Origin of the sequence: Bacillus sp. FSL K6-2944 (assembly GCF_038005385.1) — a bacterium.
Lineage (GTDB): Bacteria > Bacillota > Bacilli > Bacillales > Bacillaceae_G > Bacillus_A > Bacillus_A cereus.
This window is the reverse complement of record NZ_JBBOTE010000001.1, coordinates 269,293-295,252: the sequence shown is the minus strand read 5'-3', so window position 1 is coordinate 295,252 and position 25,960 is coordinate 269,293. Positions and strand designations below refer to the sequence as shown.

Here is a 25,960-nt window from a genome sequence, read left to right as displayed (position 1 = left end):
TTCTTTTCCTCAATCAATATTTGTGTAACATCTTTGTCTGATAATCCGTCTCATAATATTCTAGTTCTTCACGCATCAATTGAAATTTACCTTCTAAACTCTTCATCACTTGCTCTAAAGATGCAGGTGGTGTTTGTTGAAAAACGATAGAATTTTTCCCTGTATATGCAGACCGACTATTTTCATACCAATGATCACTCTTCGGTGAAAAAAACTCTGCAATTACTTGATGGTAAATCTTATATAAAATTTTTTCAGCTGCTGTTTTTCGAAATGGCTGGCTATTCAACAAAACAAAACATGCATCCTGTCCTTCTTCGCAAAAAACGAGAAGTCGTCTCATTGATGCTAATAACCCTTTATAATATCGCTCATTCCCTGCTGGTGTTTCCTCTAATAAAGAAGGTAACGTATGATAATTTACATAATTGGTTATCAAATTAATAGCATCTTCTAAAAATATAGAAACTTGTTCTGTTTGATTTTCAACCATCAAATTAGACATTTTTTCTCTCTCCTTTGCCATTTCACGCTATTTCTACTCTTTTATTTTTATGTAATTCAGCCAATATTTCTTGTACTTTCGACACCGTTCCCTCATCAAAATATTGTTGAAATTCTTCCATATTATTTAAATACAAACGTTTTTGCGCACGAAGATCCTTATCTTTCATTAAACAACATATCGCTACAATATCGCGCAAATATATGTTTTGTTCTTCTACTTTATACACTGGATTCCCTTCAAAAGGAGTAATTTCTTGTAAAACTTCTTCAAAATATCGAACGTATAAAACCGAAAAAGTTTTCTCTTTACCATTTAATATATATGTCACTTCAGATCTGTTAAAAAAATCTTCTGATGTATTAGGTTTCTCTTTTTCTAACTCATATCCTACGTAACCTTTTATAATCATATACTCCCCCCTCACCCTTCTTTCACCTTATTCTAACTTAATTTTCCGATAAACAAAATATTCTTTTAAATATACCTATATAAAAAATAGCTCCCCTATACAGGAAATTACCTTTTTATTTTTCTTGAAGTTTGTCATAATAATATTATTGTCTCAGTTTTCTTATACAAGGAGAGTTGTATTTATGTCGTTTTCATGGAAACGTTTCTTACAAATCGGGAAAATTATCTTCCCATTTGTTGTATTAACAATTGTATTCTTTCAAGCAAAAAAAGAATTAGCGGGCATTTCTTTTTTAGAAGCGATTGATACAATTAAAAACATTCCAACTGGAGGAGTCTTTTTAGCAATTACACTTGGTGCATTCGCTGTATCAACAATGTTCTTTTATGACTATGTTATGCTTCGTTACTTAAAAGCTGATATTCCTGTCCAAAAGATTTTCCGTATCTCGTGGATTGCTAATACTTTAAATGGATTTATCGGGTTTGGTGGTCTTGTTGGAGCCGGCGTACGCACAATGCTTTATCGTCCATATATAAAAGAAAATGGAAAACTTATTAAAAGTATCGCTTGGATGACAACTGCCTTTATTAATGGATTAGCCATTCTTTCATTTCTTGGTCTTATCGGAATATTAGACACGAGATTTATTTTGCATGAAAAACCATGGCTATGGCCTGTTCTTATCTTCTTCGCTCTTTTCGTCCCTATATATATCGGATTTTCTAAATTAAAAAATAGAAAAGCGACGCAAACAGAGGAACAAGAAGAAGAGGAGAAAAACCCAACTGTTTTATACTCATTAGTTTCATTAGTCGAATGGGTATCTGCTGGTATTGTTATGTACGTCATATTACTATTATTTGGCATTGAAATCGAATTCCAAAAGTTTTTAGGCGTATATGTTATTGCTGCTTTAGCTGGTGTCGTTAGTCTTGTTCCTGGTGGCCTTGGATCATTTGATCTTGTCTTCTTAACTGGGCTTGGGCAATACGGCATCGATACAGGTGTTTTACTCCCTGCTATGTTATTATATCGTCTCGTCTATTACATCTTGCCCTTCTGCCTTGGTCTCATTTTTGCAGCTTTTGAAATGACAGGAGTAGCCATTAAAAAGTTTGAAGATAAACCTTTTATTGCGCCTGCATTAGAGACAACTGGTGTTATATGGACTTTGCAGCGTGACTTTCTAGGAAAGTTAGGTTCTTGGGCATCTGCTGCTTTAACAGTATTTGCTGGCTTAATGGTTATTTTATCAACCATTCTACCGACAAGTATAAATCGGGCACACGCCTTACATATTCTAGCTCCAAAACATCTTATTCAATTTTCTTTTAGCTTATCGCTAACATTCGGTATTCTCCTCCTCATTCTTTCGCGGGGGATATATTACGGAACAAAACGTTCTTATTATATGACGATTGTTTCTTTAATTGGAGCGGCTATTTTTAACACACTAAAAGGAATTGATGTTGAAGAAACTTTTATTTTATTAATCGTACTCGCTGTATTGTATATGCTTCGTAAAAGGTTTGTACGTGAGAAAATGGAAGTCTCACTTTCCGATATCGTAAAAGTTTTTATATTCCTACTTGTAACGTTATATTTATATAAAAACTTAGGTATTTTATTTGCAGGTGCAAAAGAAGCTTTCAAACCTGATTTTGTCGTTCGTAATATTACACAAGTAAAACGAAGTGCATTAGCAGCTGCCTTTTTTGTTCCTACTTTTTTACTAATTGGTTCACTCATTGCAAATCGTTATCGAAATGAATTTCCCGGGCAACCAGCTAATGATAAACGATTACAAAACTTCTTAGATGAACATGGTGGAAATGTACTTAGTCATTTAGGTTTTTTAGGAGATAAACAGTTCTTTTTCAGTAGTGATGGAAAAGCACTCATTCTCTTCTCAATAACTGGAAAACGACTTATTGTACTGGGTGATCCAATTGGGGACCCTTCCTCCTATCGTACTGTATTGCAAGAGTTTTTAGCTGAGGCTGATCGATTTGGATACATTTGTGTATTCTATCAAATTGAAAGTAAATGGATGAGTTTATACCACGATTTTGGTTATAACTTCTTTAAGCTTGGTGAAGAAGCTGTTGTTGATTTAAATACCTTTACAATAACAGGAAAGAAACGCGCTGGCATGCGAGCTACTTTCAACCGTTTTGAAAGAGAAGGCTATACATTCTCTATTCATGAGCCACCTTTCTCCGACGAATTATATGAAGAGTTAAGAAAAGTTTCAGATGCATGGCTTGGTGGAAAAAAAGAGAAAGGTTTTTCACTCGGATACTTCGATCGTGAATATATTAGTCGCGCTCCTATCGCAACATTATCTGATGCGGATGGAAAAATTATTGCATTCACAACATTCATGCCTGTATATCAAAACGGATCATTATCTGTCGATTTAATGCGATATTATCCAGATGCGCCTAGCGGCATTATGGACGCAATTTTCATCCACTTATTCCAGTGGGCAAAAGAAAATGAATACCACTCCTTTAATATCGGTATGGCACCACTTTCAAATGTTGGTTTATCCACACAGTCTTTCTGGTCTGAACGAGTGGCTGCTGCAATCTTTAATAACGTTCGTTATACGTATAGTTTCAGCGGATTACGACATTTTAAAGAAAAATATAAACCAGCATGGAGCGGTAAATATTTAGCATTTAGGAAGAATCATTCTTTACCAATTACAATGCTCTCTGTAACAAAATTAATAGGAAAAAGAAAAAACAGCTAAATTCTTAGCTGTTTTTTCTTTTTTGAACTTGTACAATAAATTCTTTTTCATACTTCTTACCATTTATATAGAAATCCCCCCACATTTTATACGTGCCCTCGGCAGGAAATGTAATTCGGTATTGTAATTGCTCATCCGTATCTACAGGCATAGCGTATAAAAAATTCTCCTTCGTTTCATCCACTATATAGAGTGACTCTACTTCTCCTCTCTCTGAATGCAATTTCAATTTTTCACCCTTTTTCGCTTGAAACTGAAATGTTAACGTAACTGGTTCATTCGGATGTAATGCGCCAAATAAAAGAGAAACTTCATACTCTCCTATTTTTTTTGTAAGTACACTGTCGATTGGAAATTTCACTTTTTTCTTATTGTTCTCCTCTTTCGTTCTACCAAAATTCTTCCTAGCGAATGACTCTACGGACTTATTTTTGTCTTCGTATAAAAATATTGTATATTCTTCGTCTTTTGCTATTTTGTAAGATAACTTATATGACCCGTTCCCTGCAAATGTGGGTTTAATTTGTTGTATGTTTTTTAACTGTCCATCTACAATCACTGCCCGCATTTGATCATTTACACCACGAATTTCATTATTCTTGTTGTTTAACAACTGAAATACAATATCTACTTTCTCATTTCCCTTTCCATTTGAAACATCCCACTTTACTTCCTGAACATCTCCTACAGTCTCTTCGTTTTCTTGATATTTTTTTATGTAAAATCCTCCTGCCACAATAAGTACTAACGCAATAAGCCCAATGACAAGATTTTTCAAAACATCACCTACCATTTTTATTGTCTCTATTCATACAAAACTTCTTAAGATATATATTCTAGATTATGATTTATGAAATCCTCCTATTTTGCACATATTACAAATAATAAAAAGATTTTAATTGAAAGGATTCGTAGTGTATAATGCAAATGATATTGATTTCTATCAATACATTATAAGGAGGACTTTTTTATGAGTGTACATATCGAAGCAAAACAAGGCGAAATCGCTGAATCTATTCTATTACCTGGTGATCCATTACGTGCAAAATATATCGCTGAAACATTTCTAGAGGACGTTACTTGCTATAATAATGTGCGTGGTATGTTAGGTTTCACTGGAACTTATAAAGGAAAACGTGTATCTGTTCAAGGTACAGGTATGGGTGTTCCTTCTATTTCTATTTATGTAAACGAATTAATCCAAAGCTACGGAGTTAAAAATTTAATTCGCGTTGGAACTTGCGGTGCAATTCAAAAAGATGTAAAAGTTCGTGATGTTATTATCGCAATGACGGCTTGTACTGATTCTAATATGAACCGTTTAACATTCCCAGGATTTGATTTTGCACCAGCTGCAAACTTTGACCTTTTAAAGAAAGCTTATGATGCTGGAACTGAAAAAGGATTACACGTTCGTGTCGGTAACGTTTTAACAGCAGATGTGTTTTATCGTGAAAGCATGGACATAGTTAAAAAACTTGGAGATTACGGTGTATTAGCAGTAGAAATGGAAACAACTGCTCTTTACACATTAGCAGCGAAATACGGTGTAAATGCATTATCTGTATTAACAGTTAGCGATCACATCTTCACTGGCGAAGAAACAACATCTGAAGAGCGTCAAACTACATTTAACGAAATGATTGAAATCGCTTTAGATGCAGCAATTCAACAATAATACACTAAAGAACTTGTCATACGTCTGGCGAGTTCTTTTTATGTGACTTTTTATAAATAACTACTTTATAAAGAGACAGATTTCTCCCCTCTACTTTCTTGTAACGTTTGTTATAATGAAGTGAAACTTTAATCAGTGGAGGTTTTTTCCATCCCCCACTGATTATTAGTTGAACCAATCGGATTTAACGGGATAAAGAAATCATTTACAGTATTTCTCATAAGAGGTGACGCAGTGAAAAACAGAAGTATTGTCTTTAAACTATTTTTATTAACATCCACTTTATTTACAATCATATTCCTACTTTTTTTCCTAGGACAATCTCTATTTTTAGAGAAATTTTATATTAATAAGAAAGTAAAAACAGTCCAAACTGCTTTTGAAAAATTCGTAGATAATTATGATAAAAGTGATAAAAGTTATGAGCAGGTTAGAAAACTAAAACAAGAATTTCATGATAAAACAAATGCCGATATGCAGTTTTTGGATTCTAACGGTATTATTAAAAGTGATAACAATTACTATATCGATGTATTTAATCCCAACAATAATAAACAGTATTCCATTCCACTCAACAATCTTTTAACACCAGAAGAATATAATAAATTCGAAAATTTAGGTTTAAAAAAAGATGTAATAATCAATGTTGATGGAGTCGTACAAGAGAATAATATAATCACACCACAAAAATTAGGAACGAATTATAATCAATGGCAGAACGAACATTTCTATTCGGATTTTCAGTCAATTAATGGTAACCCTTCTAAGAACAGACTTGCAAGCCGATACAAATCTACAACTCGAATCGTCTTTACAGGTGTTATAACTAAGTTACAGCTCCCATCCAAAGCGGAGGTTCGTCTTGCAAATGATATTGAAACATTACAAGCCGTTCAATATTTTGCAGATATGATTAGAGAGGGAACTTCTAACTCGAACCAATTAAGTACTTTCATATTAGATGGCGGAGAAAATATAAAAAATAGTATCTTTGTAAAACCGATTATAGAAAATGGAAGGATTACAGAATACGCTTTTGCGATAGCATCTTTGCAGCCTGTTAATGAAGCGATGCTCGTTTTAAAAGATTATTATGTCTATGCCTTAATCATCGTGTTTCTCGTAATTATTTTGTTATCCTTCTACTACTCAAAAATCATTGTTAAGCCATTAATTAAAATAAATCGTGTTACAAAAAAAATGGCTAATTTTGATTTCAGCGAGAAATTACCTGTTACAGCTGACGATGAAATTGGCGGGCTTTCTGGCAGTATCAATACATTATCTGTAAATTTAAAAGATCGAATCGATCGATTAAATGTTGCTAATACAAAGTTACAACAAGATATTGAACGTGAACGTCAATTAGAAAAAACAAGAAAAGAATTCATTTCTGGCGTATCACACGAATTAAAAACACCGCTAAGTGTAATTAGAAGTTTTGCAGAAGGAATTAAAGATGGTGTTAGTAAGGATACTTCGTATTATACTGATGTTATTTTAGAAGAAACAGAAAATATGAACAGGCTGATTGTTGAAATGTTAGAATTAGCAAAGTTGGAATCTGGTACTTACAAACTAGATATGACGACGTTCTCAATCGGTGAATTAACACAACAAGTCTACACAAAATTATTATTTAGCATGGAAGAAAAACATTTACAAGTGAACATCGATGCAGACCCTTCTATACTTGTTAAAGCAAATCGCAGTCGCATTGAGCAAGTAGTTGTGAACTTACTAAGTAATGCAATCCGTTATACGCCAGAGGGAGAAAAAATACAAGTCTCCATTATAGAAGCAGAAGATACCGTAAAAGTCGAAATCGAGAATACAGGAAACCCTATCCCTGAAGAAAGTCTTGAAAAAATTTGGGATCGCTTCTATCGTCTAGATGCATCACGTAGCCGTCACACTGGAGGTACCGGTCTCGGATTATCTATTGTAAAAAACATTTTAGACCTCCATCATGCCGAATACGGTGTGTATAATACGACTAACAGTGTTGTATTCTATTTCAATTTACAAAAAGTAAAAGAAGTCAAATAATTTGTCTTAATTTCACTAGGAGTTCACATGAAATTCACACTCTCCCTTTATAGTAAGAAACAAGTTAATCCTTTCCTTTACACATATAAAAGAGGAGAGTGCGTGAAATGAAACAAGCAGGACAACCTATTCAAAATGAAAAACAATTAGAAACTATCAAAAATATACTTTTACAATCTTCGAAACGTGATGGCTTATTATTCGTATTAGCTGTAAATTCTGGCTTAAAAGTAAGTGAAATCTTACAATTAAAAGTTAGTGATGTAATCGATGAAAATGAAAATGTTCGCCATTCCATTTTATTTTACAATGAAAAAGTGAAGAAACATAAATGGTTTGCTGTAAATGAAGACTTACAGCACGCAATCGAAGACTACATGAAAGAACGTAAAACTTGGAAACGTAATGAACCATTGTTAAAATCTCAAAAAGGAACAAAATCTATTACGAGACAACATGCATGGTACATTTTAAACAAAGCCGCAAAAGAAGTTGGATTAGAAGGGATTAGCTCACATACACTTCGAAAAACTTGGGGATATTGTGCATACAAATCAGGTGTTGATATCGCATTTTTACAACACTTCTTTGATCATAGTACTCCATCAAAAACTTTAAAGTATATCGGTATTGCTTAATAACTCTTATACATAAAAAAGGTTACCATTTATAAATGGTAACCTTTTTTATGTTTCACATTCTCTTTTCTTGTCTCTCCTATATTGTAGTGGTACTCTAATAGTAAGGGGGAGAAATTATGAACACTTTAACAATTGAATTACCGAAAGAAACGGCTGAAAAACTTGATTTATTAAAACAAGCTTACGAAAAGAAAACAGGTGCTTCTATTTCTGAGAGTACTCTTGTTCAAACACTTATCTCAAAAGAATTTATCCAGGCGATAACTCCTTTTGATTTACAACAATTCATCACTGGAAAAGAACAGCATTAATTGCTGTTCTTTTTTTATCTCTATTTAAAATATACAAAGTTTTTTATATATTTTTAGAAAAACCATTGACAATGATAATGATAACCATTATCATTTATTATGAAGCCAACAATTGATGAATCAACCAAACGCTCAGTAACATTGTTACCCCTCTTTTTCATATAGAAAGGCACTGTACATTCCCCCTGTTTGTACAGTGCCTTTCTTGTTTATTATCATTCAAAAAAATTTAATTGCTCCGGCTTCGGCTCACCATATGTAATGTTCATCATTTTCATAAGCTGTTTCGCATTATCTGCTGCATCCCCACCTGAATTGTTGTTAAACAGTACGTATATATCCTTTGTTTTCTTTTTTAATTGCTCTAATCGTTCAACCCATTCTTCCAGTTCTTTATTGTTGTAGCGATATAAACAGCGAACCGCTCTCCAGTTTTCCCCTTTATCAAGCCAACCATGAACATTTCGACCGTGAAAACGTATTAATGCCATGTCTGAATTCGTAACCTCTAACACGAGTGGCACAGAACCTATCCCAGCCTGTGGTTCATCACAAATTGTATGAATCCATTTCTCTTGTTCTAGAAACTGTAACGTCCTATCTCTCATTTCTGGATAAAACCATGTTTGATTTCGAAATTCTATTGCACATGGTAAACCTTCCATTTTTTCTTTCGTATATCGAAGAAAATCTACATTTTTCTTTTTACAATCAAACCATGGTGGATATTGAAATAAAATCGTTTTTAATTTACCAGCTTCAATTAAAGGAAGAATAGATTGTTTATATACATCAAACATCTCATCGAACGTAGAAAAAGGAATTTCACCTTTCATATGTCCTGTCATTCCTTGATATGCTTTTACGATAAAAGAAAAATCTTTCGGTGTTTCCATTGCCCATTTTGTATAGTTTCGTGCAGGTTGCATCGCATAAAATGAGCTATCCACTTCTACTATAGGAAAATACTCGCTGTATGTTCGTAATTTATTTCTATTTTCATAGGGATTTATGTATAAAGAATCATGATCTCCCCATCCTGTCACTCCAATAAACAGCACATATACCCCTCCCTTTTTAACTTCATCTTCTATTCACTTTCCAAACACTTTGCATCATGTAGCCTTTTCTTTAAGAGTATCCTTATAAAAATATGATATACTATATGGAAGAATTTTTAAAATGAGGGGTTATTTATTTATGCTTCCAAACGATGCTACTGTATCTCATGAAAAACGAATTGAAGAACTAGAAAATAAAGTACGTTTTTATGAAGAACTTGTGAATCAATTACCACATCATTTCACATACAAAAATCCACATATTGGTTTACGAATAAAGAAAACTAGAACAACCCATTCCATTCAAGAAATACCAAAAGAGAATAAAGAGGCTCATTTTCAACTTACTTGTGATTCATTATTTTTATTTGAACAACTCGAAAAACACTTTGTACATATTTTTGATGCCTTTTCACATCATGTAACTTTTGTCGATAATAAAGGGAATATTACTTTATGTAATCAAGTTGCTGCAGATGATTTCGGTGTAATACGAAATGATATTATCGGAAAACCGATTCAACAATTACTAAACTTGCCGGAAGAAAAAATTAAAGCGATTGAAACATTAAAAACGGGAACAGAAATATATAATGAAGAAGTTTTAGACAAAAACTATGGCATTATAAATAACCGAATTATTCGTGATTATAACGGGGAGATTTTTAGAGTTATTAGTGTCTTTCATTATTTAAATACAGAACGTGATGCAGAGAAGTTTTCGTTAGCAGGGCGAATCGCAGCTGGAATTGCACACGAAGTACGAAATCCTCTTACAACAGTACGAGGATATTTACAATTTTTACAAGAAAGTGTTTCTCCATCTAATAAAGAACTATTTAAAAATTTACTTATTCCTGAATTAGATCGAGCAAATAGTATCATTACAAAATTTTTATCTCTTTCAAAAACACGTGAATTTAAAAGAGAACCCTTTCCCATTAATACATTTTTACGTGAGTATATTCAACAGTTACTAGCTAGCGAAGTCTTTTTACATAACATTTCAATTGATTATAATTTTTCTACCGAATTAGATGATATATTAGTTCATATTGATCGTCATGAACTTGTGCAAGTTTTTTTAAACTTATTCCAGAACGCTGTCGATGCTCAAGGAGAAAAAAAACTTTCTATCCAAATCACTAGTTACCGCCTAGATAATTTTGTTCGTATTACTTTCACTGATAATGGGACTGGTATTCCACCAGCGATTCAAGACTATATCTTTGATCCATTCTTCTCAACAAAAGATTCCGGCACAGGTTTGGGCTTGTCAGTAACGAAAAAAATTATTCAAAATCATAACGGTACATTAAAAATGACTAGTAATGAAGATGGTACTACTTTTACTATTTCAATTCCAATCTTACCTAAAACAGCCCTTGAAAGATTAAATCAATACAAATAAAATCCAATCCACGAACTGCATGTCAATTGTTACATCCTTCAACAATTGACATGCAGTTTTTATGTTGAACTTTTCTTCTTTACATTATATAAACCTTTCTCTATATCTTACTTACTTATTTCTTTCTAGGTGGGCCAATTTCTTATTTTTTTAGAAATGGTAGTTTGTCCATCACGAATTTAGTATAAATTTCATTTTAATATATAGTAATGACTAATGATTCTATGAAAGAAAAGAATGAAAAGATGAACAATAAAAATAAAGGAAAAGTATTTTATGGTAATGATTGTTGCGAAGTAAGAGCATGTAGCCATATTAACATCCCTAAGTCAGAACTTACAGAATTTGTTAGACTTCTTCAAACTCTTGGTCAAGCTATTCTAGTTCAATATGGATCTGGTTGCCTAGGCGGAGGAACTACGGGGACTACTGGTGCTCAAGGGCCTCAACAAGGACCTGCGGGCGATACAACTGCGACACTATCTGTCTTCCGAATTTACTAACCACAATTTCCGAAAATATTTTGGGAGGACTAAGCACATTTATAAGTAATAGATGTGATTTTGATTGACTATTAAATCTCTCTTTTAATAAAAAGGAGCACTTGTTTGGGAGGATAAGTGCTCCTTCTTTACGTTTCTTTACCTCAAATTTACTCTATCTTAATCCTCATTTTGTATGATAAATAATGAAGTCAAAGATATGAAAGAGGGATGAAAATGAGAGTTATGTCACTAATACGCATTTGGTTTGCTCTTATGGTATGCATTATTTTATGTGTAGGATTTTTTTTAACTCTAAAATATTCCACTATATCAAAAGCAGAGAGAAAAACTGTTCCATACAAACTTTTGTATACAAAACAAAGCAACATCCCTTATTCCAATGCAACAAATAATGAAAAAAAAGTTATAAAAGGAATGCTTATTACGAAAGCTTCTAGTTCCGAGGCGTTACTCCAAATTGCTGAAACGATTAAAGATCAGTATACAAATAAAAAAATCGATGAAATTACACTTTCTATCCACAATGAAAATAATGGTAATTACGAAGAAGAATTGCCTTACGAACCTATTAGTAAAGGCAAAATAATCGTCACATACGATTCCGAATCCTTTGGCAGTACGAATATTGTACTTAATGAGTAATATCATGTATCTCAACGGATATGGATTAATAGCTAATTAAGATAGACAAAAATCTCTACCGATTAAAATTTTATTTTGTTTTCATACAAAAAAAGAGGCGAATTTTTTTATTCGCCTCTTTCTTTTACCAAAATGAAGGAATCCATTCTTTCACTTTATCAAGCCACTCTTGTTGCTCTTGTTTTCGTTGTTGTTCCTCTTCTTTCCTTCTCTTCTCTTCTTCTTTTCTTCGTTTTTCCTCTTCTATTGTAGTCAATTGTTTTTTATAATCAGCCTCAGATATGAGCGATAACTGGAATGCTTTTTGAGCTGGATTTGCGTTTGCTTTTTTCATAATATCCCGGAACATTGTCGTCGTAATTTGACTACCACCCGGAACATAATGATCGCTATCTGTTTTATCATATCCTACCCAAATCGCACCTACCAAATCTGGCGTGTATCCAACAAACCATGAATCCTTTGCACCGGTGCTCGGGCCATTTACAATTTGAGTAGTTCCTGTCTTACCTGCCGTATCAACATTATTAACTTTCGCCTTTTCACCCGTTCCCTTTTCGACAACACCTTTTAATAAATATGTCATCTTTTGAGAAATTTTCTCGCTCGTCACTCGTGTCTCTTTCTTATACCACTTTCCAAGCGTTTCACCTTCAGCATTTTGTACCTCCCTAATTGCATGAGCTTCCACTTGGACTCCATCATTTGCAAATGTACTGTATGCTTGAGCCATTACAAATGGAGATGTCCCCACATGCATACCGCCTAAAGCAATCGGATACGTACGATCTTCTGGCACTAATGGGATACCAAATCGCTCTAAAGATTTCAATCCTTTATCTAATCCAATTTGTTCTAATAGCCACACAGCTGAAACATTGTACGACTTTGCCACAGCTTCATACATTGTCACATCACCGTGAAAAGTATGATCGCTATTTTGTGGTTTATATTCTTTAATGTTAAATGGTTCATCTTTTAATATATCGTATACTTCATATCCTTGTTCTAACGCTGGTACATATACAGCCAAAGGCTTTAACGTTGAGCCAGGTTGTCTTTTTAATTGGGTTGCATGGTTAAACTGTAAAAACTGATACGGCCCTCTGCCTCCAACTAGAGCTGGTACACCACCTGTTTTTGGGTTCATAAGAACTACACCCGTTTGCATAAGTTGGTCTGAGCCACTATCTTTGAAATAACTATCATTATTCACAACGTCTTCTACAGCCTGTTGTTTTTTCGGGTCAAGCTCTGTATAAATACGATAACCACCCGCTAAAATTTCATTTTGTGTTAATTCGTACTTTTCCATCGCCTCTCTAACAATATAGTCTACATATTGAGAGTATTTTCCCTTGTATTTATCATCAACGCCACGTTTTAACACAAGTCCGCTCTCTTTTTCTTTATTATACTGTTCGTCAGAAATATACCCTTGCTCTTTCATTAAACTTAATACGACATTACGTCTTTCAATTGACTTGTTAAAGTTTTTATAAGGTGAATACGCAGATGGTGCTTTAATCAAGCCCGCAATCGTTGCAGCTTCTGAAATTGTTAAATCTTTTACATCTTTATCAAAATAAGATTTAGCTGCCCTTTTTATACCCCAAGCACCTTCACCAAAATAAATTTGGTTCATATACATTTCAATGATTTCATCTTTCGTATACGTGCGCTCTATTTTTTTCGTTAAAAAATATTCCTTTATTTTTCGGGAGTATGTGCGGTCTTGTGTCAGAAATACATTTTTCGCAAGTTGTTGTGTTATTGTACTTCCCCCTGCTACAACTTCTCCTGCTGTAATATTTTTAAAAACCGCACTTATAATTCCACTATAATAAATACCATGATGGTTAAAAAATTCCTTATCTTCTACTGCAACAATTGCCTGAACCATAATATCAGGAATATCTTTTCTTTTAACGCCTTCTGTTTTCGAAGAAGCTAATTTAGTTGCGACCTCATTATTTGCATCATAAATTAAAGTCGGTTGTGGAACAGCTTGTTTTAATTCAGATATGTCTTGAATGGAAATTATTATATTTACAGCAATAAATAGAGTAACGAATACACTTCCCAATACAATTAATGAATTACGAAGTTTCTTCCTCTTATTGAACCACTCAAGCATTTTTTTAAAATGAGTGTTCTTCAATTTCATTCGTTCACTTCCTCGTATATTAATATTTAAGCCCTATTACAGGCTTAGATTTTCTTCTTAATAAGAGCCCTATAAATAAAAATACTTGGACGTCTCAAGATATTTCTAGATAATGATTGTAGGATCATTTGGGACAATTCTTTCACCTCCTGTGGATTTACCACATTTGAAGAGTGTTTCTCAGTGAACGTGCGGGACTCCCTACTCGCAGGCTGAGCAGCCTGCCCCTCGAACCTAGATGATAGTAGCTCTAGGGCGGCTTTCGATTCAGGACTAGCTCTCATACACGAGGTTGTTGGTCGGCGTACACACTAGAGATATCTCGAGACGTCCAAGAAATGATTCTAATATAGAAGGGAGGTCTCTTACATGAGATTATTTGTTGGTTTAGATGTAAGTTCGTTTGATATGAAAGTTTGCTTTTTAAATGGTGATGGAGAAAAACTGGATTCTTTTTCGGTCAGTAATGACCTACCAGGAGCTACTACACTCAAAGAAAAATTATTACAGTGTGTTGCAGGGAAAGAGGTCGACATCCTTAAGATTGGCCTAGAATCCACCTCTGTTTACAGCTTTCATCCTTCTATGTTTCTTCACCATGATATAGATTTACAGCGTTTTGGAGCAAAAGTATTTCTCCTAAACCCAAAGCAAGTCGCAAATTTTAAGAAAAGCTATTCTGACATGAATAAAACCGATGAGATTGATGCCTATGTCATTGCTGATTACTTACGATTTGGCCGCAATCAAATGTCTATCGTAAAAGAAAGCCAGTACGTGGCACTGCAGCAATTAACTCGATCACGATACCAACTTGTCAAAATGTTAACGAAAGAAAAACAACACTTTCTTCAACACCTAAGTTTTAAATGTAATACATTTTCACAAGAGGTGGATACTTCCGTATTTGGTAGCGCCATGACAGAACTATTTCTTGAAAAATTCAGCTTAGAGGAACTAGCTAATATGCCTTTAGAAGAACTCGCTGAGTTCCTACAGGAAAAAAGTCGAAACCGTTTTGGTGATCCAAAATGCGTAGCAGCATCCATTCAAAAAGCTGTGAAAGCTTCTTATCGCTTGGATAAGGTTGTAGAAGATTCAATAGATGTCATCTTAGGTACATCCATCGCAGTCATTCGTACGTTTCAACAGCAAATCAAGGAATTAGAAAAGTCTATTAAAAAAATCATGGCTGGTTTGACCCAAACACTTGAATCTATTCCTGGAGTAGGTCCTGTTTTCGCTGCCGGTATCATTGCTGAAATTGGCCAAATCGAAAGATTTGACGATGAAACAAAAATAGCCAAATACGCTGGATTATACTGGCGAAAGCACCAATCTGGTCGTTTTACAGCTGAAGATACTTCATTATCCCGTACAGGTAATCATTACTTGCGTTATTACTTAGTTGAAGCCGCCAATTCAGTAAGAAAGCATGTATCAGATTATCAAGAGTATTACGTGAAAAAATATAATGAAGTACCAAAACATCAACACAAACGTGCACTCGTTCTAACCGCAAGAAAATTTGTGCGATTGGTGGATGCGCTACTACGTAGCCACCAACTTTTTACGCCTGGAAGGTGTGTGAAAGAATGACATAAATTTTTGTCATCGCTACCTTTCATTATTTTCCAGTAAATTACATTCGTTACTGGTTTAGTTTCGTGATGCCTTTTTTAAACAAATTGACCTTTGGCAACTTTAAACTTTGTTATTTCTCAGTTGACATACTACCGCAGGTCTTCATTTATTTACACTCTTCTTTTTAAAAGGAAGAATATACCGCCTTTTAAATTTATTATAATAACGTAGTCATTCCTATAGTGTAAAGCTTTTCTTTTGCATTCATACTTTTTGCAAGAAAAGGACATTCTACAAGTAAGATATTCACTATTGGATATTAATATTATTAATAGAACAACGAGAGTTATGTTAAGTTTTTGTAAACTTTTCGATAAAATGTTTTAAAAAACGACAGTTTTTTGTTAGAATTGATTAGCCAATATATTTTACATATATTACTTTTGTGGGGGTAACAATAATGGTCTTTAAATCAAAAAAAGATAAATTTTCTGAAATGTTAATGAATGTTTCCGAAAATTTAAAAGAAGGCGCGCAGTTTTTCGTGGAGTATAAAATTAAAAATGCTAGCGATTTAAAAGAGTTTTCTATGCGCATGAAAGAGTATGAGTCAAAAGGTGACTCATTTATTCACGAAATCATTATGGAGTTAAACAAAGCGTTTATCACTCCGATTGAGCGTGAGGACATCCTACAACTTGCAATGAGTATGGATGATGTATTAGACGGATTAGATCACAGTGCTGGTCTGTTCGAAATGTATTCTATTACAGAAGCTGATGAATACATGATTAAATTCGTAGAAGCAATTAATCAATGTGCGATTGAGATTGCAAACTCTGTTGAATTAATGTCTAACAAAAAATTAGTCGACATTCGTACAAATGCGATTAAAATTAAGGATTATGAATCACAGTGTGATGATATTCGCCGTCATGCGATTAAGAACTTATTCTCTCGTGAAAAAGATCCGATTAAGATTATTCAATTTAAAGAGATTTACGAAGAGCTTGAAGAAGTAGCTGATAGCTGTCAAAGCGTTGCAAACGTATTAGAAACAATTATTATGAAGAACGCGTAAGGAGTTTGATCATGGATACACTCTTGATACTGACCGTTTTAGTAGTCATTTGCGCTTTAGCTTTTGACTTTATCAATGGATTTCACGATACAGCAAACGCTATTGCAACGGCTGTTTCAACGAAAGCTCTAAAGCCTAGACATGCCATTATTATGGCGGCTATTATGAACTTTTTAGGCGCAATGACATTTACAGGTGTAGCAAAAACGATTACAAAAGATATCGTTGATCCATTCGCCTTACAAAATGGTTCTCTTGTAATTTTAGCTGCTTTGCTTGCGGCGATAGCTTGGAACTTAATTACTTGGTACTACGGTATTCCAAGTAGTTCTTCGCATGCAATTATCGGCTCAATCGCAGGTGCAGCAATTGCGGCCGCTGGGATTAGCTCGCTAAATCTTAAAGGATTTATTAAAATTATTGAAGCTTTAATCATTTCACCGATTATCGCTTTCGTTATTGGTTATATCGTATACAGTATTTTTAAAGTAGTATTTAAAAACTTTAACTTAACAAAAACGAATAAGAACTTCCGTATATTCCAGATTTTCACTGCAGCATTACAAGCCTACACACACGGTACGAATGATGCACAAAAAGCAATGGGAATCATTACGATGGCTCTTATGGCTAATAACTATCATACTTCTAGCGATATCCCGTTCTGGGTACAATTATCTTGTGCTATCGCAATGGGGCTTGGTACTTCTGTCGGTGGATGGAAAATTATTAAAACTGTCGGTGGACAAATTATGAAAATTCGTCCTGTAAATGGTGTAGCTGCCGATTTATCATCATCACTTGTTATTTTCGGTGCAACATTCATTCACTTACCGGTTAGTACGACGCACGTTATCTCTTCTTCTATTTTAGGGGTTGGTGCTTCTCACCGTGTGAAAGGGGTAAAATGGGGAACTGCAAAACGTATGTTAATTACATGGGTTATTACACTTCCTATTTCAGCTTCTTTAGCTGCTCTGTTTTACTACCTATTACATTTTGTTTTCTAATCAAAAGTCGTCTTCCTTATTTTTCTAGGAAGACGACTTTTTTGTGAACAAGCCTATTTCTCATTAAAAAGCGTGTATAATAATTGATGGATAAGTTATTTAGAGGAGTTGGCAATTTTGGAATACATCATGTTACTTTTCATCGGACTAATCGCCGGAACAGTCGGCAGCCTAGTTGGGCTTGGAGGCGGAATTATTATTGTTCCGTTATTAATTGGATTACACAGTTTATCACCACAACTTGCAGTAGGGACTTCTATGGTAACAGTCGTTTTCACAGGACTATCTTCCACCCTTACTTACATGAAGCATAAGCGAGTAGATTATAAAAGTGGACTTATTTTATTTATCGGAAGCGGCCCTGGTGGTATTATCGGATCATGGGCAAATAAATTTTTAAACCAAGACACATTTTCTTTATACTTTGGGATTTTCCTTATATTCGTCTCAATTCTACTTATGCTTCGAGACAAATTAAAACCTCTTTCCCTCTCAAATACGTCTGTAATTAAGCGTTCTTTTACAGATAATGATGGAAATACTGTACACTACCAATTCCCACCGTTTCTTGCTATCTTTATCGCTTTTATAGTTGGGTTTATATCTGGATTATTTGGAATTGGTGGCGGTGCCTTACTTGTTCCAGCAATGATGCTTCTTTTTGCATTCCCAGCACATATTGCAGTAGCAACTTCAATGTTCATCGTATTTCTATCAGCAATTGTAAGTTCTGCAACTCACATCTCACTTGGAAATGTCAGCTGGATTTATGCATTAATCCTGATTCCGGGTGCATGGATTGGCGGAAAAATCGGGGCTTACATTAATACAAAACTAAGTGGTAACGCCGTAATTAATTTATTGCGTATTACGTTAATTATTCTTGGAACTAGATTAATCATTATTTCCCTTTTATAACGTATTCTTTTTAGAATGCGTTTTTCTTATACACATGAATATAAAAATCCTCCGAGGAGAACAAATAAAATTAAACAAACACATAATAACATATAATTTGAAATATGTACTTTCTTCAAGTTGACCACTCCTATAACTGCGACTGTTATCTTTATGATAGCGAAAAAATAGTTCACTTGCAGTTACAGAGTGCTAACAATGCAAAATCAATTATTACAAATTTTATCCTTATATTTCATTTCTTTGTATATTCTATCGATTTAATAAAAAAAGATGTCATATTGACATCTTTTTTAGTGAAGAAGTGACCATCCCATGAAGTCTTCATGTACTTGGCACGCCCTCTTATCCTTTCGATCATATAATTCAGCATAACTATCTGTTTCTTCATCATAAGCCATCGTATAAATAATTTGGCCGTCTACTTCAACGGATAAAACGACTCCACCTTTCATCTCTTCTACATGAATGATAGCATTCGCCGGAATTCTCATATCCGTCATTCTCATCGCATCTAACAATATACTAAACCCCCTACAGCGTATTCATTGCTAGTACTATTACACACTAAATAGTATACTACTGTAATAGCATACATTTCGTCAATGAAATTGCTGTTGAAATAACATATTGTCTATATACATATACGCTAAAATAGAAGAAATAGAAACATATTAATGGGGGGCTAACATTGATTCTACACAAAGGAGATGTACTATTCCGTCAAGGCGAGGACGGTCCTTTATACTTTATAAAAACAGGCTTATTAAAAGTAGTTCGGCTAGAAGAAAACGGAACACCATTTTTATTCAACATTATCGTTCCAGGTGAAACGATACCTCATCATTCTTTAATTTCACCGAAAGAATATCACGGTACAGCTATCGCTTTAATAAAAACAGAAGTGGAACCGATCACTAGTAGTGAATGGTATGAGAGACTTCAAGCAAATCCCGAATCGTATGCTAACATTGCTATGCAATTGCAATCTAAATTAAGAATGATGCAACAACGAATTGATCAATTGACAACCGTCTCTCCGAAAGAACGTCTTCATCGTTTACAAGAATGGTTCACCCTATATTTAGGTGACATTCCTATATATGAAATATTAACACAAACCGAAATTGGCCAACTGATAGGTATACGCCGTGAAACAGTAAACCGTTTATTACGAGAACAAATAAAAAACGAGGTAAAATAAATACCTCGTTTTTTTGCTTATTGTAAGCTTGTTGCTGGGCCGAAAAATTCATAATGAATATGCTCTTGTTTCACACTTAAATCAGTTAGTGCAGCATTTATATACTTCATAAATGCTACTGGACCACAGAAATAGAACTCTGCTTCAGTTGTCGGAATAATAGTTTTTAACCATTCACTTTCAATGAAACCTTCTTTATCAAAGTTCTTCATTTCTAAATCTTTTTCAGTCGGTGCAGAATAACAAGTATATGCTTTCACTTGTTCATATTCATTTTCTACTGCCTTAACGTGTTCTTTCATTGCATGTGTATTACTATTTATTGCTGCATGAACAAAATATACATTACGTTTTGAATCTTGTTCAATTAACGTATTTAACATACTCATCATCGGTGTAATCCCTACTCCACCACTAATTAGTACAACTGGTAATGTTGAATCCATATTTAACACGAAATCTCCCGCTGGTGCACTTACTGGTAAAACATCTCCTTCTTTTACATGTCCATGTAAGTAATTAGACACTTTACCGTCTGGTGTATCTACACCTTTTTCTTTTTTTACACTAATACGATAATATTCTTTCCCAGGAGCATCGGATAAACTGTATTGACGATTATGTGTATATGTCTCACCTTCAATATTGATTTGAATCGTTACATATTGACCTGGGATGAATGAAGAAACTTTCCCTCCATCTTCAGGTTTCAAATAAAATGACGTAATAACATCGCTTTCCTTCACTTTTTTTACAATCACAAAGTTGCGGAAGTCTTTCCATCCACCTTCTTTATGTGCAGCTTCTTCATACATCTCTGCTTCAATGCTAATGAATGCATCAGCAATTACACCATATGCTTCTCCCCATGCATTTAAAACTTCATCAGGTGCACCTGCGACCTCTTTAATGGCACGTAGTAAACATGTACCTACAATCGGATAATGCTCAGCTTTAATCCCTAAACTTCTATGCTTATGACCAATTTGTTTTACAACTGGAATAATTGCTTCTAAATTATCAATGTACGTTGCAGCTGCATAAACAGCATTCGCTAACGCTTGTTGTTGTCTTCCCTTTTTCTGATTCGTATGGTTGAAAATATTCAACAATTCCGGATGTTCCGAAAATAAAATTTGATAGAATCTCGTTGTAATTTCAACACCTTTTTCTTGTAATAATGGTACTGTTGACTTTACGATTTCAATTGTTTTTGCACTTAACATTGTATCCCACTCCTCTATTTCCTTAACTGTTTTTAGTTTAACTGAATCTTATAATGCAGATTGTGATTTTAATCACTATTAACACGGTGTTTTTGTGAATAATATATGAACATTGCATTTACAAAAGAAAATAAGCTAACTAGAATTCTAGCTAGCTTATTATTTTGTTTGTATAGCTTGTTCGATTACTTTTATATCTTTCCCATCGCCAAACTCCGTATACCCCCAGATATTCGTTTCACCTCTATATTTATTTACGATAATATCCAAGTCATGATATACACGGTGGGCATACACTACATACTCAATATTTTGAAGTTCCACACCTTTTTTTACAATTTCATAGCTTCTATTTACATCGCGTTTTATTTTTTCATTCTTTATTTCCGTATGTATATTTTTTAAAGATTGTTCTTGTTGTTGAAACCATTGCTTAAATTGATTCCAATCCCCGTCTGTATAATTCTCTGCTTTACCATAATTTAAGAAATTATTATAGCTTTCATGTGTCATTCGAATAAAATCTAGCACTTTTGTCTCTTCTTGCACATCTTCTATTTGAGCTATTGTATTTACCTCAGCAGGCTTATTCGCATAATGTAACAGCACTTTCATAAGACTATAACTCGCAATGATCATCACGATAATAATACCTAATACATTTAACAATTTCTTCATACACAGAACTCCTTCTCTACTAAAAATATTACAACGTATGACTATACTTGTAACATTCTCTCGTAGAAATATAATTCCTGTATTAATTCTTCCTATCATTTCGACAATATTTTTCTATACATTTCTCGTTGGCAAATGTTCTTGTAAAACAATATATCCTTCATAAGCTGTGTAACCGAGTATAATCATTAATCCGATATAACAAGCAAATACTGTCCATTTCGTTTTCGCATCCACTTTATAATAGTTTTCTTGTTGTTCCTTTTCTGTTTTCCATTCATTTAATTTTCTTTCTGACGCTTCAAATGCTTCCCTTATGTGAATTGTATACTCATCTTTTTCATCTTCATATGGAACATAATCTAACGGTTCGAACTTCGGTAAAAGATACTCTAACACTTCCATTTTTTGAAGTTCACCTATTTGTAACTCTTTTTCCCGTTCTCTTTGTCTTAATGCATTCATCTCATGATGCATCACGTATATAGTCCGATGTACAGCACCCGTTTCTTTTAATTCCTCTTCAAGCCTAGTAACATATTCTTTCATCCCATCAATTTTATGCCCTAATTCCTTAATCGGCTCATCTCTCTTTATTACTCTATATAACTCCATACAACCGATAATAACAATAAATCCTCCCAAAATACTTTTAAAGTAAATTGAATAGCCAAGTAATAAAATAAGGCCTGCTCCCCAAATTTTAGTACTGACAACTGAAATAATTCTCCCACCATCTAGCGGCGAAACGGGAATTAAATTAAAGAAATTAATCATACTTCCAAGCAAAATAACAAGCGCCCAAAATGGCTCTTTCGTCATTATATAAAGCGGTATCGCCGGTAAAAATGACAGAAGTCCGAAAAGCGGCCCCATATAGGCAATGTAAGCTTCATCTTTCGCATTTTTCGGCATCTCTTTCATTCCAATAAGGGCCCCCATAAATGGAATAAAGATTGCTGGCGATGTCGGGATCCCCTTTCTTTTCGCAGCCCATAAATGGCCCATTTCATGAACAAACAACAAATAAATGAGCGCTACTCCAAATTTCCAACCATATAGAACTGCGTATGCGCCAAGCGATAGAAACATACTAAATACCGTTGAAAACTTTGCTAATTTAAAAATTGCAAATACCCACTTTAACTTAGACAGTAAAAATAGACCTACCGCAACAATAATTCCCCATAATCCTTTTTTATTATTTTTCATATTCCTCTCCTTTATCTCTCATTAATGAATCATATTCATTCATCAAAGCTTGTTCTTTTCTCTATTATGACATATTTTTTTCTATTGTTAGAAATAATGTTTATATAATCCATTTTCAGCCAAAAATATAAATAAAAGGAGGTGTACACAAATGAATTTACAATCTCTTATAATAGGTGCTCTATCGTTTTTAGCTTCAACTCTTATTTTTTATACCGTTAGTTACGTATTATTATTAGATTTGTTGCCCAATCACGTATTTATTGCCCTTGTCATCCTTTCCGCTCTTATGATTTCTTTTCTTATTACACGAAAATCAATGAATGAGCCATCTGCAAAAGCAAAGTAATAGAGAGGGGTGCTTTCCCCTCTCTATTATCATTTCCTAGGAAAGGCCATATAGATTTGACGAGTTTACATTCATTCCAATCCGTAAGGGCTAATTAAAGGCTCACTTTATCTTTGAAAATTCATTTTTTCACCATAATCTTTAACAATCTGAATTATATTTTGAAACACACCTATTTTTTCTTTTTCACTGTTTAATATTTTCAAATCATAATTTTCGTAATATGTTTCTAATGATTTTAATTGTGATTGTGAAGCGCTTTTTATCAGAACAGTAGCATGCAATTCATATTGCTTATACCCTTCCTTTACTTTTTCACCTAAAATTATTTCACTCTCTTTTGCTCCAATTAATTTTTGAACTTTTTCTGGAAAATTGAGTTGCAAATAATATTCTTGCTCCTTCACTAACTTATTGTATAGTGATTGTGAAATCGTATACCGTACCGTATAATTCACGTTTTGATCGCCTGTTTTAATATGAAATGCGGTAATCTGTAAATCTTTTTTTGTTACTTCTGTTAAAGGGCTTACCTGCATCTCATCTTCTTTTTGTTCTGAGACATTTGGAAATATATCCAAAAGCTTTTCCGTATCTTTTTCATTCAACATATACATAGCTTTCTTATATTGCACCCATCCTCGTCTATCTTCTCCTCTTAACCATGCATAATAAGTTTCTTTTTTCCCATCTCTACTAATTTGTATTTCATATTCAGGTTCACCGAAGCTTCCTGTTATTTCTTGTTTCTCAGCTTTATTCAAAATGTCTATTACTAACTTCGCTTCTGATTCCTGCAACTTTTTCTCTTTATGTTTTTTTTGTATAACGGTTACCCCTATTGTTTCTTTCACTTCATTCACCGTCTCTTCTACTTTTTTTGTTTCTTTTTTCGGCTCAACTTGACCACAAGCTGCTAGTAACATAACAAACAACAACACCAATACATATTTCCCTTTCAAATTAATCCTCCTCTTACGATAAGAAATCCTTATAATCTTCATACATAAAACAAAAACGTGACATCCTATTAAATACGCTATACTAATCATTGAAAGGAGGTCTTTATCATGTCCATTAATTTTCATGATGAAAATAATAAGTACACATATGCAACAAGAAACGCTCATATTTCTTGGGCTGAAATGGTAAAAAACATTACAGAAATACAAAACAAGCAAATAATTGATATCGGCTGTGGTGGTGGGATTTATACGAAAGAACTCGCTCTTATGAGAGCCAAAAATGTTGTGGGACTTGATTTTTCAAAAGAAATATTACAAGCTGCAAAAGAAAATTGTAACAACTTTTCAAACATTTCATTCATCCACGGTGATGCACATAATATCCCATACCCTAATGAAACATTCGACATAGTTATTTCGCGTGCAGTTATTCATCATTTACAAGACATTGCTACATTTTTACGTGAAGCTTCTCGTATATTAAATAAAAACGGTGTACTTATTTTACAAGATCGAACAATTGAAGATTGTACAATTCCAGGAAGTCCCGAACACATTCGCGGATATTTTTTCTCTCTATTTCCAAAACTTATTGAAATAGAGTCAAAAAGACGTCCAAAAACCAACACTATACAGACAGAATTACAAAAACATTCTCTTCATGTACTTCCCGCACAAACACAATGGGAAATACGAAAAATACATGATTCTGTAGAAGCATTATTGCAAGATTTATCTCCTCGAACAGGTCGATCCATTCTATATGAGTTAACAGATGATGAACTTTCTCAACTTCTACAACATATACAGACCGCATTACAAAACGTCTCTCCTATTATTGAAAGAGATCGATGGACAATTTGGAGCGCCATGAAGTTGTAAGGAAGGAAGCCTCACAAAATAATGTGAGGCTTCCTTTCTTTCATAATCTAATTTTGCAACACTCTTGATATCCTCCACTTCTGGCCTGTGCACTTCCACACTTCGGACATACTAAATATCTAGACTGATTTGTCAATAAACTACCTTTTTGAAAGAGTAAAACTTCTGCTTGTTTAAACGAACGCGAATAATATAACCACATAAAACCAATTATAGCAATAATGCCAAATAATACTCCCATCGCAAGCATTTCAGTCACCTCTTTTGGTTTGTTCTTTCCAGCAAGTGGATTGTTGTATTATTCTCTGTAAATTCAAACAATCCCTTCTTTACTCCTATAAATATCAACTTTCTCTATAAATTTTACAATTCATTATTCCTTTTGCAACAACGAATATCACTTTCGATATTTCCATATATAAATATATCTTCCAAAAAACATATTGACTTTCTAAAAAAAACATGCAACAATACTGTCAGAATACTTGAATAAAAATTCATTGACGAGAACGAGTACGTTATAGAACTGTTCCCCAGAGAGTTGGCGATTTGCTGAAAGCCAACGTTCAGTGCGTAACCGAAAATCATCTCCGAGAAGTAGAACCGAATGTTACAGTAAGTTCTTACCGGCCGTCCCCCGTTACAAGGAACACGTATCATGTTGTACGTTGCAAAGCCGTATACATATAGATTTATTTCTACAT

The 25,960-nt window shown here is 33.9% G+C and carries 26 protein-coding genes and 1 other annotated feature (1 of these 27 cut by a window edge); of the genes, 15 read left to right on the top strand and 11 right to left on the bottom strand.

The features are described 5' to 3' along the window. Positions 1–13 precede the first annotated feature (13 nt). Together MHH55_RS01625 and MHH55_RS01620 are read right to left on the bottom strand one after the other, a co-directional pair. Complete coding sequence (locus MHH55_RS01625; RefSeq protein WP_000067557.1) at positions 14–505, bottom strand: YpuI family protein; 492 nt, start codon at positions 503–505, stop codon at positions 14–16. Positions 506–527: 22 nt separating this feature from the next. After that, positions 528–917, bottom strand: a complete 390-nt coding sequence (locus MHH55_RS01620; RefSeq protein ID WP_000584366.1) for a hypothetical protein — start codon at positions 915–917, stop codon at positions 528–530. A 184-nt stretch (positions 918–1,101) separates the two neighbouring features. Between MHH55_RS01620 and mprF the strand changes: the two genes are divergently transcribed. Continuing rightward, complete coding sequence (gene mprF, locus MHH55_RS01615; protein WP_000010848.1) at positions 1,102–3,681, top strand: bifunctional lysylphosphatidylglycerol flippase/synthetase MprF; 2,580 nt, start codon at positions 1,102–1,104, stop codon at positions 3,679–3,681. Positions 3,682–3,685: 4 nt separating this feature from the next. Here mprF and MHH55_RS01610 read toward each other — a convergent pair whose 3' ends face one another. Beyond that, positions 3,686–4,474, bottom strand: coding sequence for a hypothetical protein (locus tag MHH55_RS01610; protein ID WP_000232612.1), 789 nt, complete (start codon positions 4,472–4,474; stop codon positions 3,686–3,688). A 177-nt stretch (positions 4,475–4,651) separates the two neighbouring features. On the opposite strand from MHH55_RS01610, the gene deoD reads away from it, so the two are divergent. The 4 genes from deoD (at position 4,652) to MHH55_RS01590 (ending at position 8,360) form a co-directional block, all read left to right on the top strand. Continuing rightward, positions 4,652–5,359 (top strand): purine-nucleoside phosphorylase, encoded by a 708-nt coding sequence (gene deoD / locus MHH55_RS01605; protein WP_000110703.1) that lies wholly within the window; start codon positions 4,652–4,654, stop codon positions 5,357–5,359. 234 nt (positions 5,360–5,593) lie between these two features. After that, positions 5,594–7,408: a sensor histidine kinase gene (locus MHH55_RS01600; protein ID WP_000797516.1), complete on the top strand. Its 1,815-nt coding sequence runs from the start codon at positions 5,594–5,596 to the stop codon at positions 7,406–7,408. 107 nt (positions 7,409–7,515) lie between these two features. Then, positions 7,516–8,046 (top strand): tyrosine-type recombinase/integrase, encoded by a 531-nt coding sequence (locus MHH55_RS01595; RefSeq protein ID WP_000806236.1) that lies wholly within the window; start codon positions 7,516–7,518, stop codon positions 8,044–8,046. 119 nt (positions 8,047–8,165) lie between these two features. Beyond that, positions 8,166–8,360: a DUF3924 domain-containing protein gene (locus MHH55_RS01590; protein ID WP_001094858.1), complete on the top strand. Its 195-nt coding sequence runs from the start codon at positions 8,166–8,168 to the stop codon at positions 8,358–8,360. Positions 8,361–8,575: 215 nt separating this feature from the next. Here the strand turns inward: MHH55_RS01590 and MHH55_RS01585 are convergent, their stop codons facing one another. After that, a complete protein-coding gene (locus tag MHH55_RS01585; protein WP_000897361.1) occupies positions 8,576–9,421 on the bottom strand; it encodes a DUF72 domain-containing protein in 846 nt (281 codons plus the stop codon). A 139-nt stretch (positions 9,422–9,560) separates the two neighbouring features. On the opposite strand from MHH55_RS01585, the gene MHH55_RS01580 reads away from it, so the two are divergent. The 3 genes from MHH55_RS01580 to MHH55_RS01570 all read left to right on the top strand — a co-directional run bounded on the left by MHH55_RS01580 (position 9,561) and on the right by MHH55_RS01570 (position 11,980). Then, the gene (locus MHH55_RS01580; RefSeq protein ID WP_000937244.1) at positions 9,561–10,832 is read left to right on the top strand and encodes an ATP-binding protein; all 1,272 of its coding nucleotides are present in this window, start codon (positions 9,561–9,563) and stop codon (positions 10,830–10,832) included. A 224-nt stretch (positions 10,833–11,056) separates the two neighbouring features. Then, on the top strand, positions 11,057–11,335 hold the full coding sequence (locus MHH55_RS01575) for a hypothetical protein (RefSeq protein ID WP_002182597.1): 279 nt from the start codon (positions 11,057–11,059) through the stop codon (positions 11,333–11,335). Between the two features lie 216 nt (positions 11,336–11,551). After that, positions 11,552–11,980: a hypothetical protein gene (locus tag MHH55_RS01570; RefSeq protein WP_001265569.1), complete on the top strand. Its 429-nt coding sequence runs from the start codon at positions 11,552–11,554 to the stop codon at positions 11,978–11,980. A gap of 124 nt (positions 11,981–12,104) precedes the next feature. On the opposite strand, the gene MHH55_RS01565 is transcribed toward MHH55_RS01570, so the two are convergent. Next, a complete protein-coding gene (locus MHH55_RS01565; protein WP_000769242.1) occupies positions 12,105–14,147 on the bottom strand; it encodes a transglycosylase domain-containing protein in 2,043 nt (680 codons plus the stop codon). Between the two features lie 369 nt (positions 14,148–14,516). Here MHH55_RS01565 and MHH55_RS01560 point away from each other — a divergent pair, with 369 nt between their 5' ends. From MHH55_RS01560 to MHH55_RS01545, 4 genes are all read left to right on the top strand, one after another. Continuing rightward, positions 14,517–15,746 (top strand): IS110 family transposase, encoded by a 1,230-nt coding sequence (locus tag MHH55_RS01560; protein WP_340880302.1) that lies wholly within the window; start codon positions 14,517–14,519, stop codon positions 15,744–15,746. 445 nt (positions 15,747–16,191) lie between these two features. Further along, a complete protein-coding gene (locus MHH55_RS01555) occupies positions 16,192–16,812 on the top strand; it encodes a DUF47 domain-containing protein (RefSeq protein WP_000231449.1) in 621 nt (206 codons plus the stop codon). An 11-nt stretch (positions 16,813–16,823) separates the two neighbouring features. Continuing rightward, complete coding sequence (locus MHH55_RS01550; protein ID WP_000380272.1) at positions 16,824–17,822, top strand: inorganic phosphate transporter; 999 nt, start codon at positions 16,824–16,826, stop codon at positions 17,820–17,822. A gap of 117 nt (positions 17,823–17,939) precedes the next feature. Beyond that, the gene (locus tag MHH55_RS01545; protein ID WP_000455762.1) at positions 17,940–18,740 is read left to right on the top strand and encodes a sulfite exporter TauE/SafE family protein; all 801 of its coding nucleotides are present in this window, start codon (positions 17,940–17,942) and stop codon (positions 18,738–18,740) included. A gap of 293 nt (positions 18,741–19,033) precedes the next feature. On the opposite strand, the gene MHH55_RS01540 is transcribed toward MHH55_RS01545, so the two are convergent. Next, positions 19,034–19,261, bottom strand: coding sequence for a hypothetical protein (locus MHH55_RS01540; protein ID WP_000883008.1), 228 nt, complete (start codon positions 19,259–19,261; stop codon positions 19,034–19,036). 170 nt (positions 19,262–19,431) lie between these two features. Between MHH55_RS01540 and MHH55_RS01535 the strand changes: the two genes are divergently transcribed. After that, entirely contained in the window at positions 19,432–19,944 is a 513-nt protein-coding gene (locus tag MHH55_RS01535; RefSeq protein WP_000600589.1) for a Crp/Fnr family transcriptional regulator, read from the top strand. Positions 19,945–19,961: 17 nt separating this feature from the next. Here the strand turns inward: MHH55_RS01535 and hmpA are convergent, their stop codons facing one another. From hmpA to MHH55_RS01520, 3 genes are all read right to left on the bottom strand, one after another. Continuing rightward, complete coding sequence (gene hmpA / locus MHH55_RS01530; RefSeq protein WP_000947337.1) at positions 19,962–21,170, bottom strand: NO-inducible flavohemoprotein; 1,209 nt, start codon at positions 21,168–21,170, stop codon at positions 19,962–19,964. A 159-nt stretch (positions 21,171–21,329) separates the two neighbouring features. Continuing rightward, positions 21,330–21,848: a hypothetical protein gene (locus MHH55_RS01525; RefSeq protein WP_000735227.1), complete on the bottom strand. Its 519-nt coding sequence runs from the start codon at positions 21,846–21,848 to the stop codon at positions 21,330–21,332. A 114-nt stretch (positions 21,849–21,962) separates the two neighbouring features. Further along, positions 21,963–23,060: a site-2 protease family protein gene (locus MHH55_RS01520; protein WP_000794502.1), complete on the bottom strand. Its 1,098-nt coding sequence runs from the start codon at positions 23,058–23,060 to the stop codon at positions 21,963–21,965. Positions 23,061–23,211: 151 nt separating this feature from the next. Between MHH55_RS01520 and MHH55_RS01515 the strand changes: the two genes are divergently transcribed. Continuing rightward, positions 23,212–23,409 carry a hypothetical protein gene (locus tag MHH55_RS01515; RefSeq protein ID WP_001053356.1) on the top strand — a complete coding sequence of 66 codons (198 nt, stop codon included), beginning with the start codon at positions 23,212–23,214 and terminating at the stop codon, positions 23,407–23,409. A 107-nt stretch (positions 23,410–23,516) separates the two neighbouring features. Here the strand turns inward: MHH55_RS01515 and MHH55_RS01510 are convergent, their stop codons facing one another. After that, a complete protein-coding gene (locus tag MHH55_RS01510) occupies positions 23,517–24,371 on the bottom strand; it encodes a hypothetical protein (RefSeq protein ID WP_000677061.1) in 855 nt (284 codons plus the stop codon). Between the two features lie 108 nt (positions 24,372–24,479). Here MHH55_RS01510 and MHH55_RS01505 point away from each other — a divergent pair, with 108 nt between their 5' ends. Beyond that, a complete protein-coding gene (locus tag MHH55_RS01505) occupies positions 24,480–25,256 on the top strand; it encodes a class I SAM-dependent methyltransferase (RefSeq protein WP_000026287.1) in 777 nt (258 codons plus the stop codon). A gap of 40 nt (positions 25,257–25,296) precedes the next feature. Here the strand turns inward: MHH55_RS01505 and MHH55_RS01500 are convergent, their stop codons facing one another. Beyond that, positions 25,297–25,506: a hypothetical protein gene (locus MHH55_RS01500; RefSeq protein ID WP_000880630.1), complete on the bottom strand. Its 210-nt coding sequence runs from the start codon at positions 25,504–25,506 to the stop codon at positions 25,297–25,299. Between the two features lie 241 nt (positions 25,507–25,747). Next, positions 25,748–25,960: a binding site (T-box leader), on the top strand; it runs 46 nt beyond the window's last position.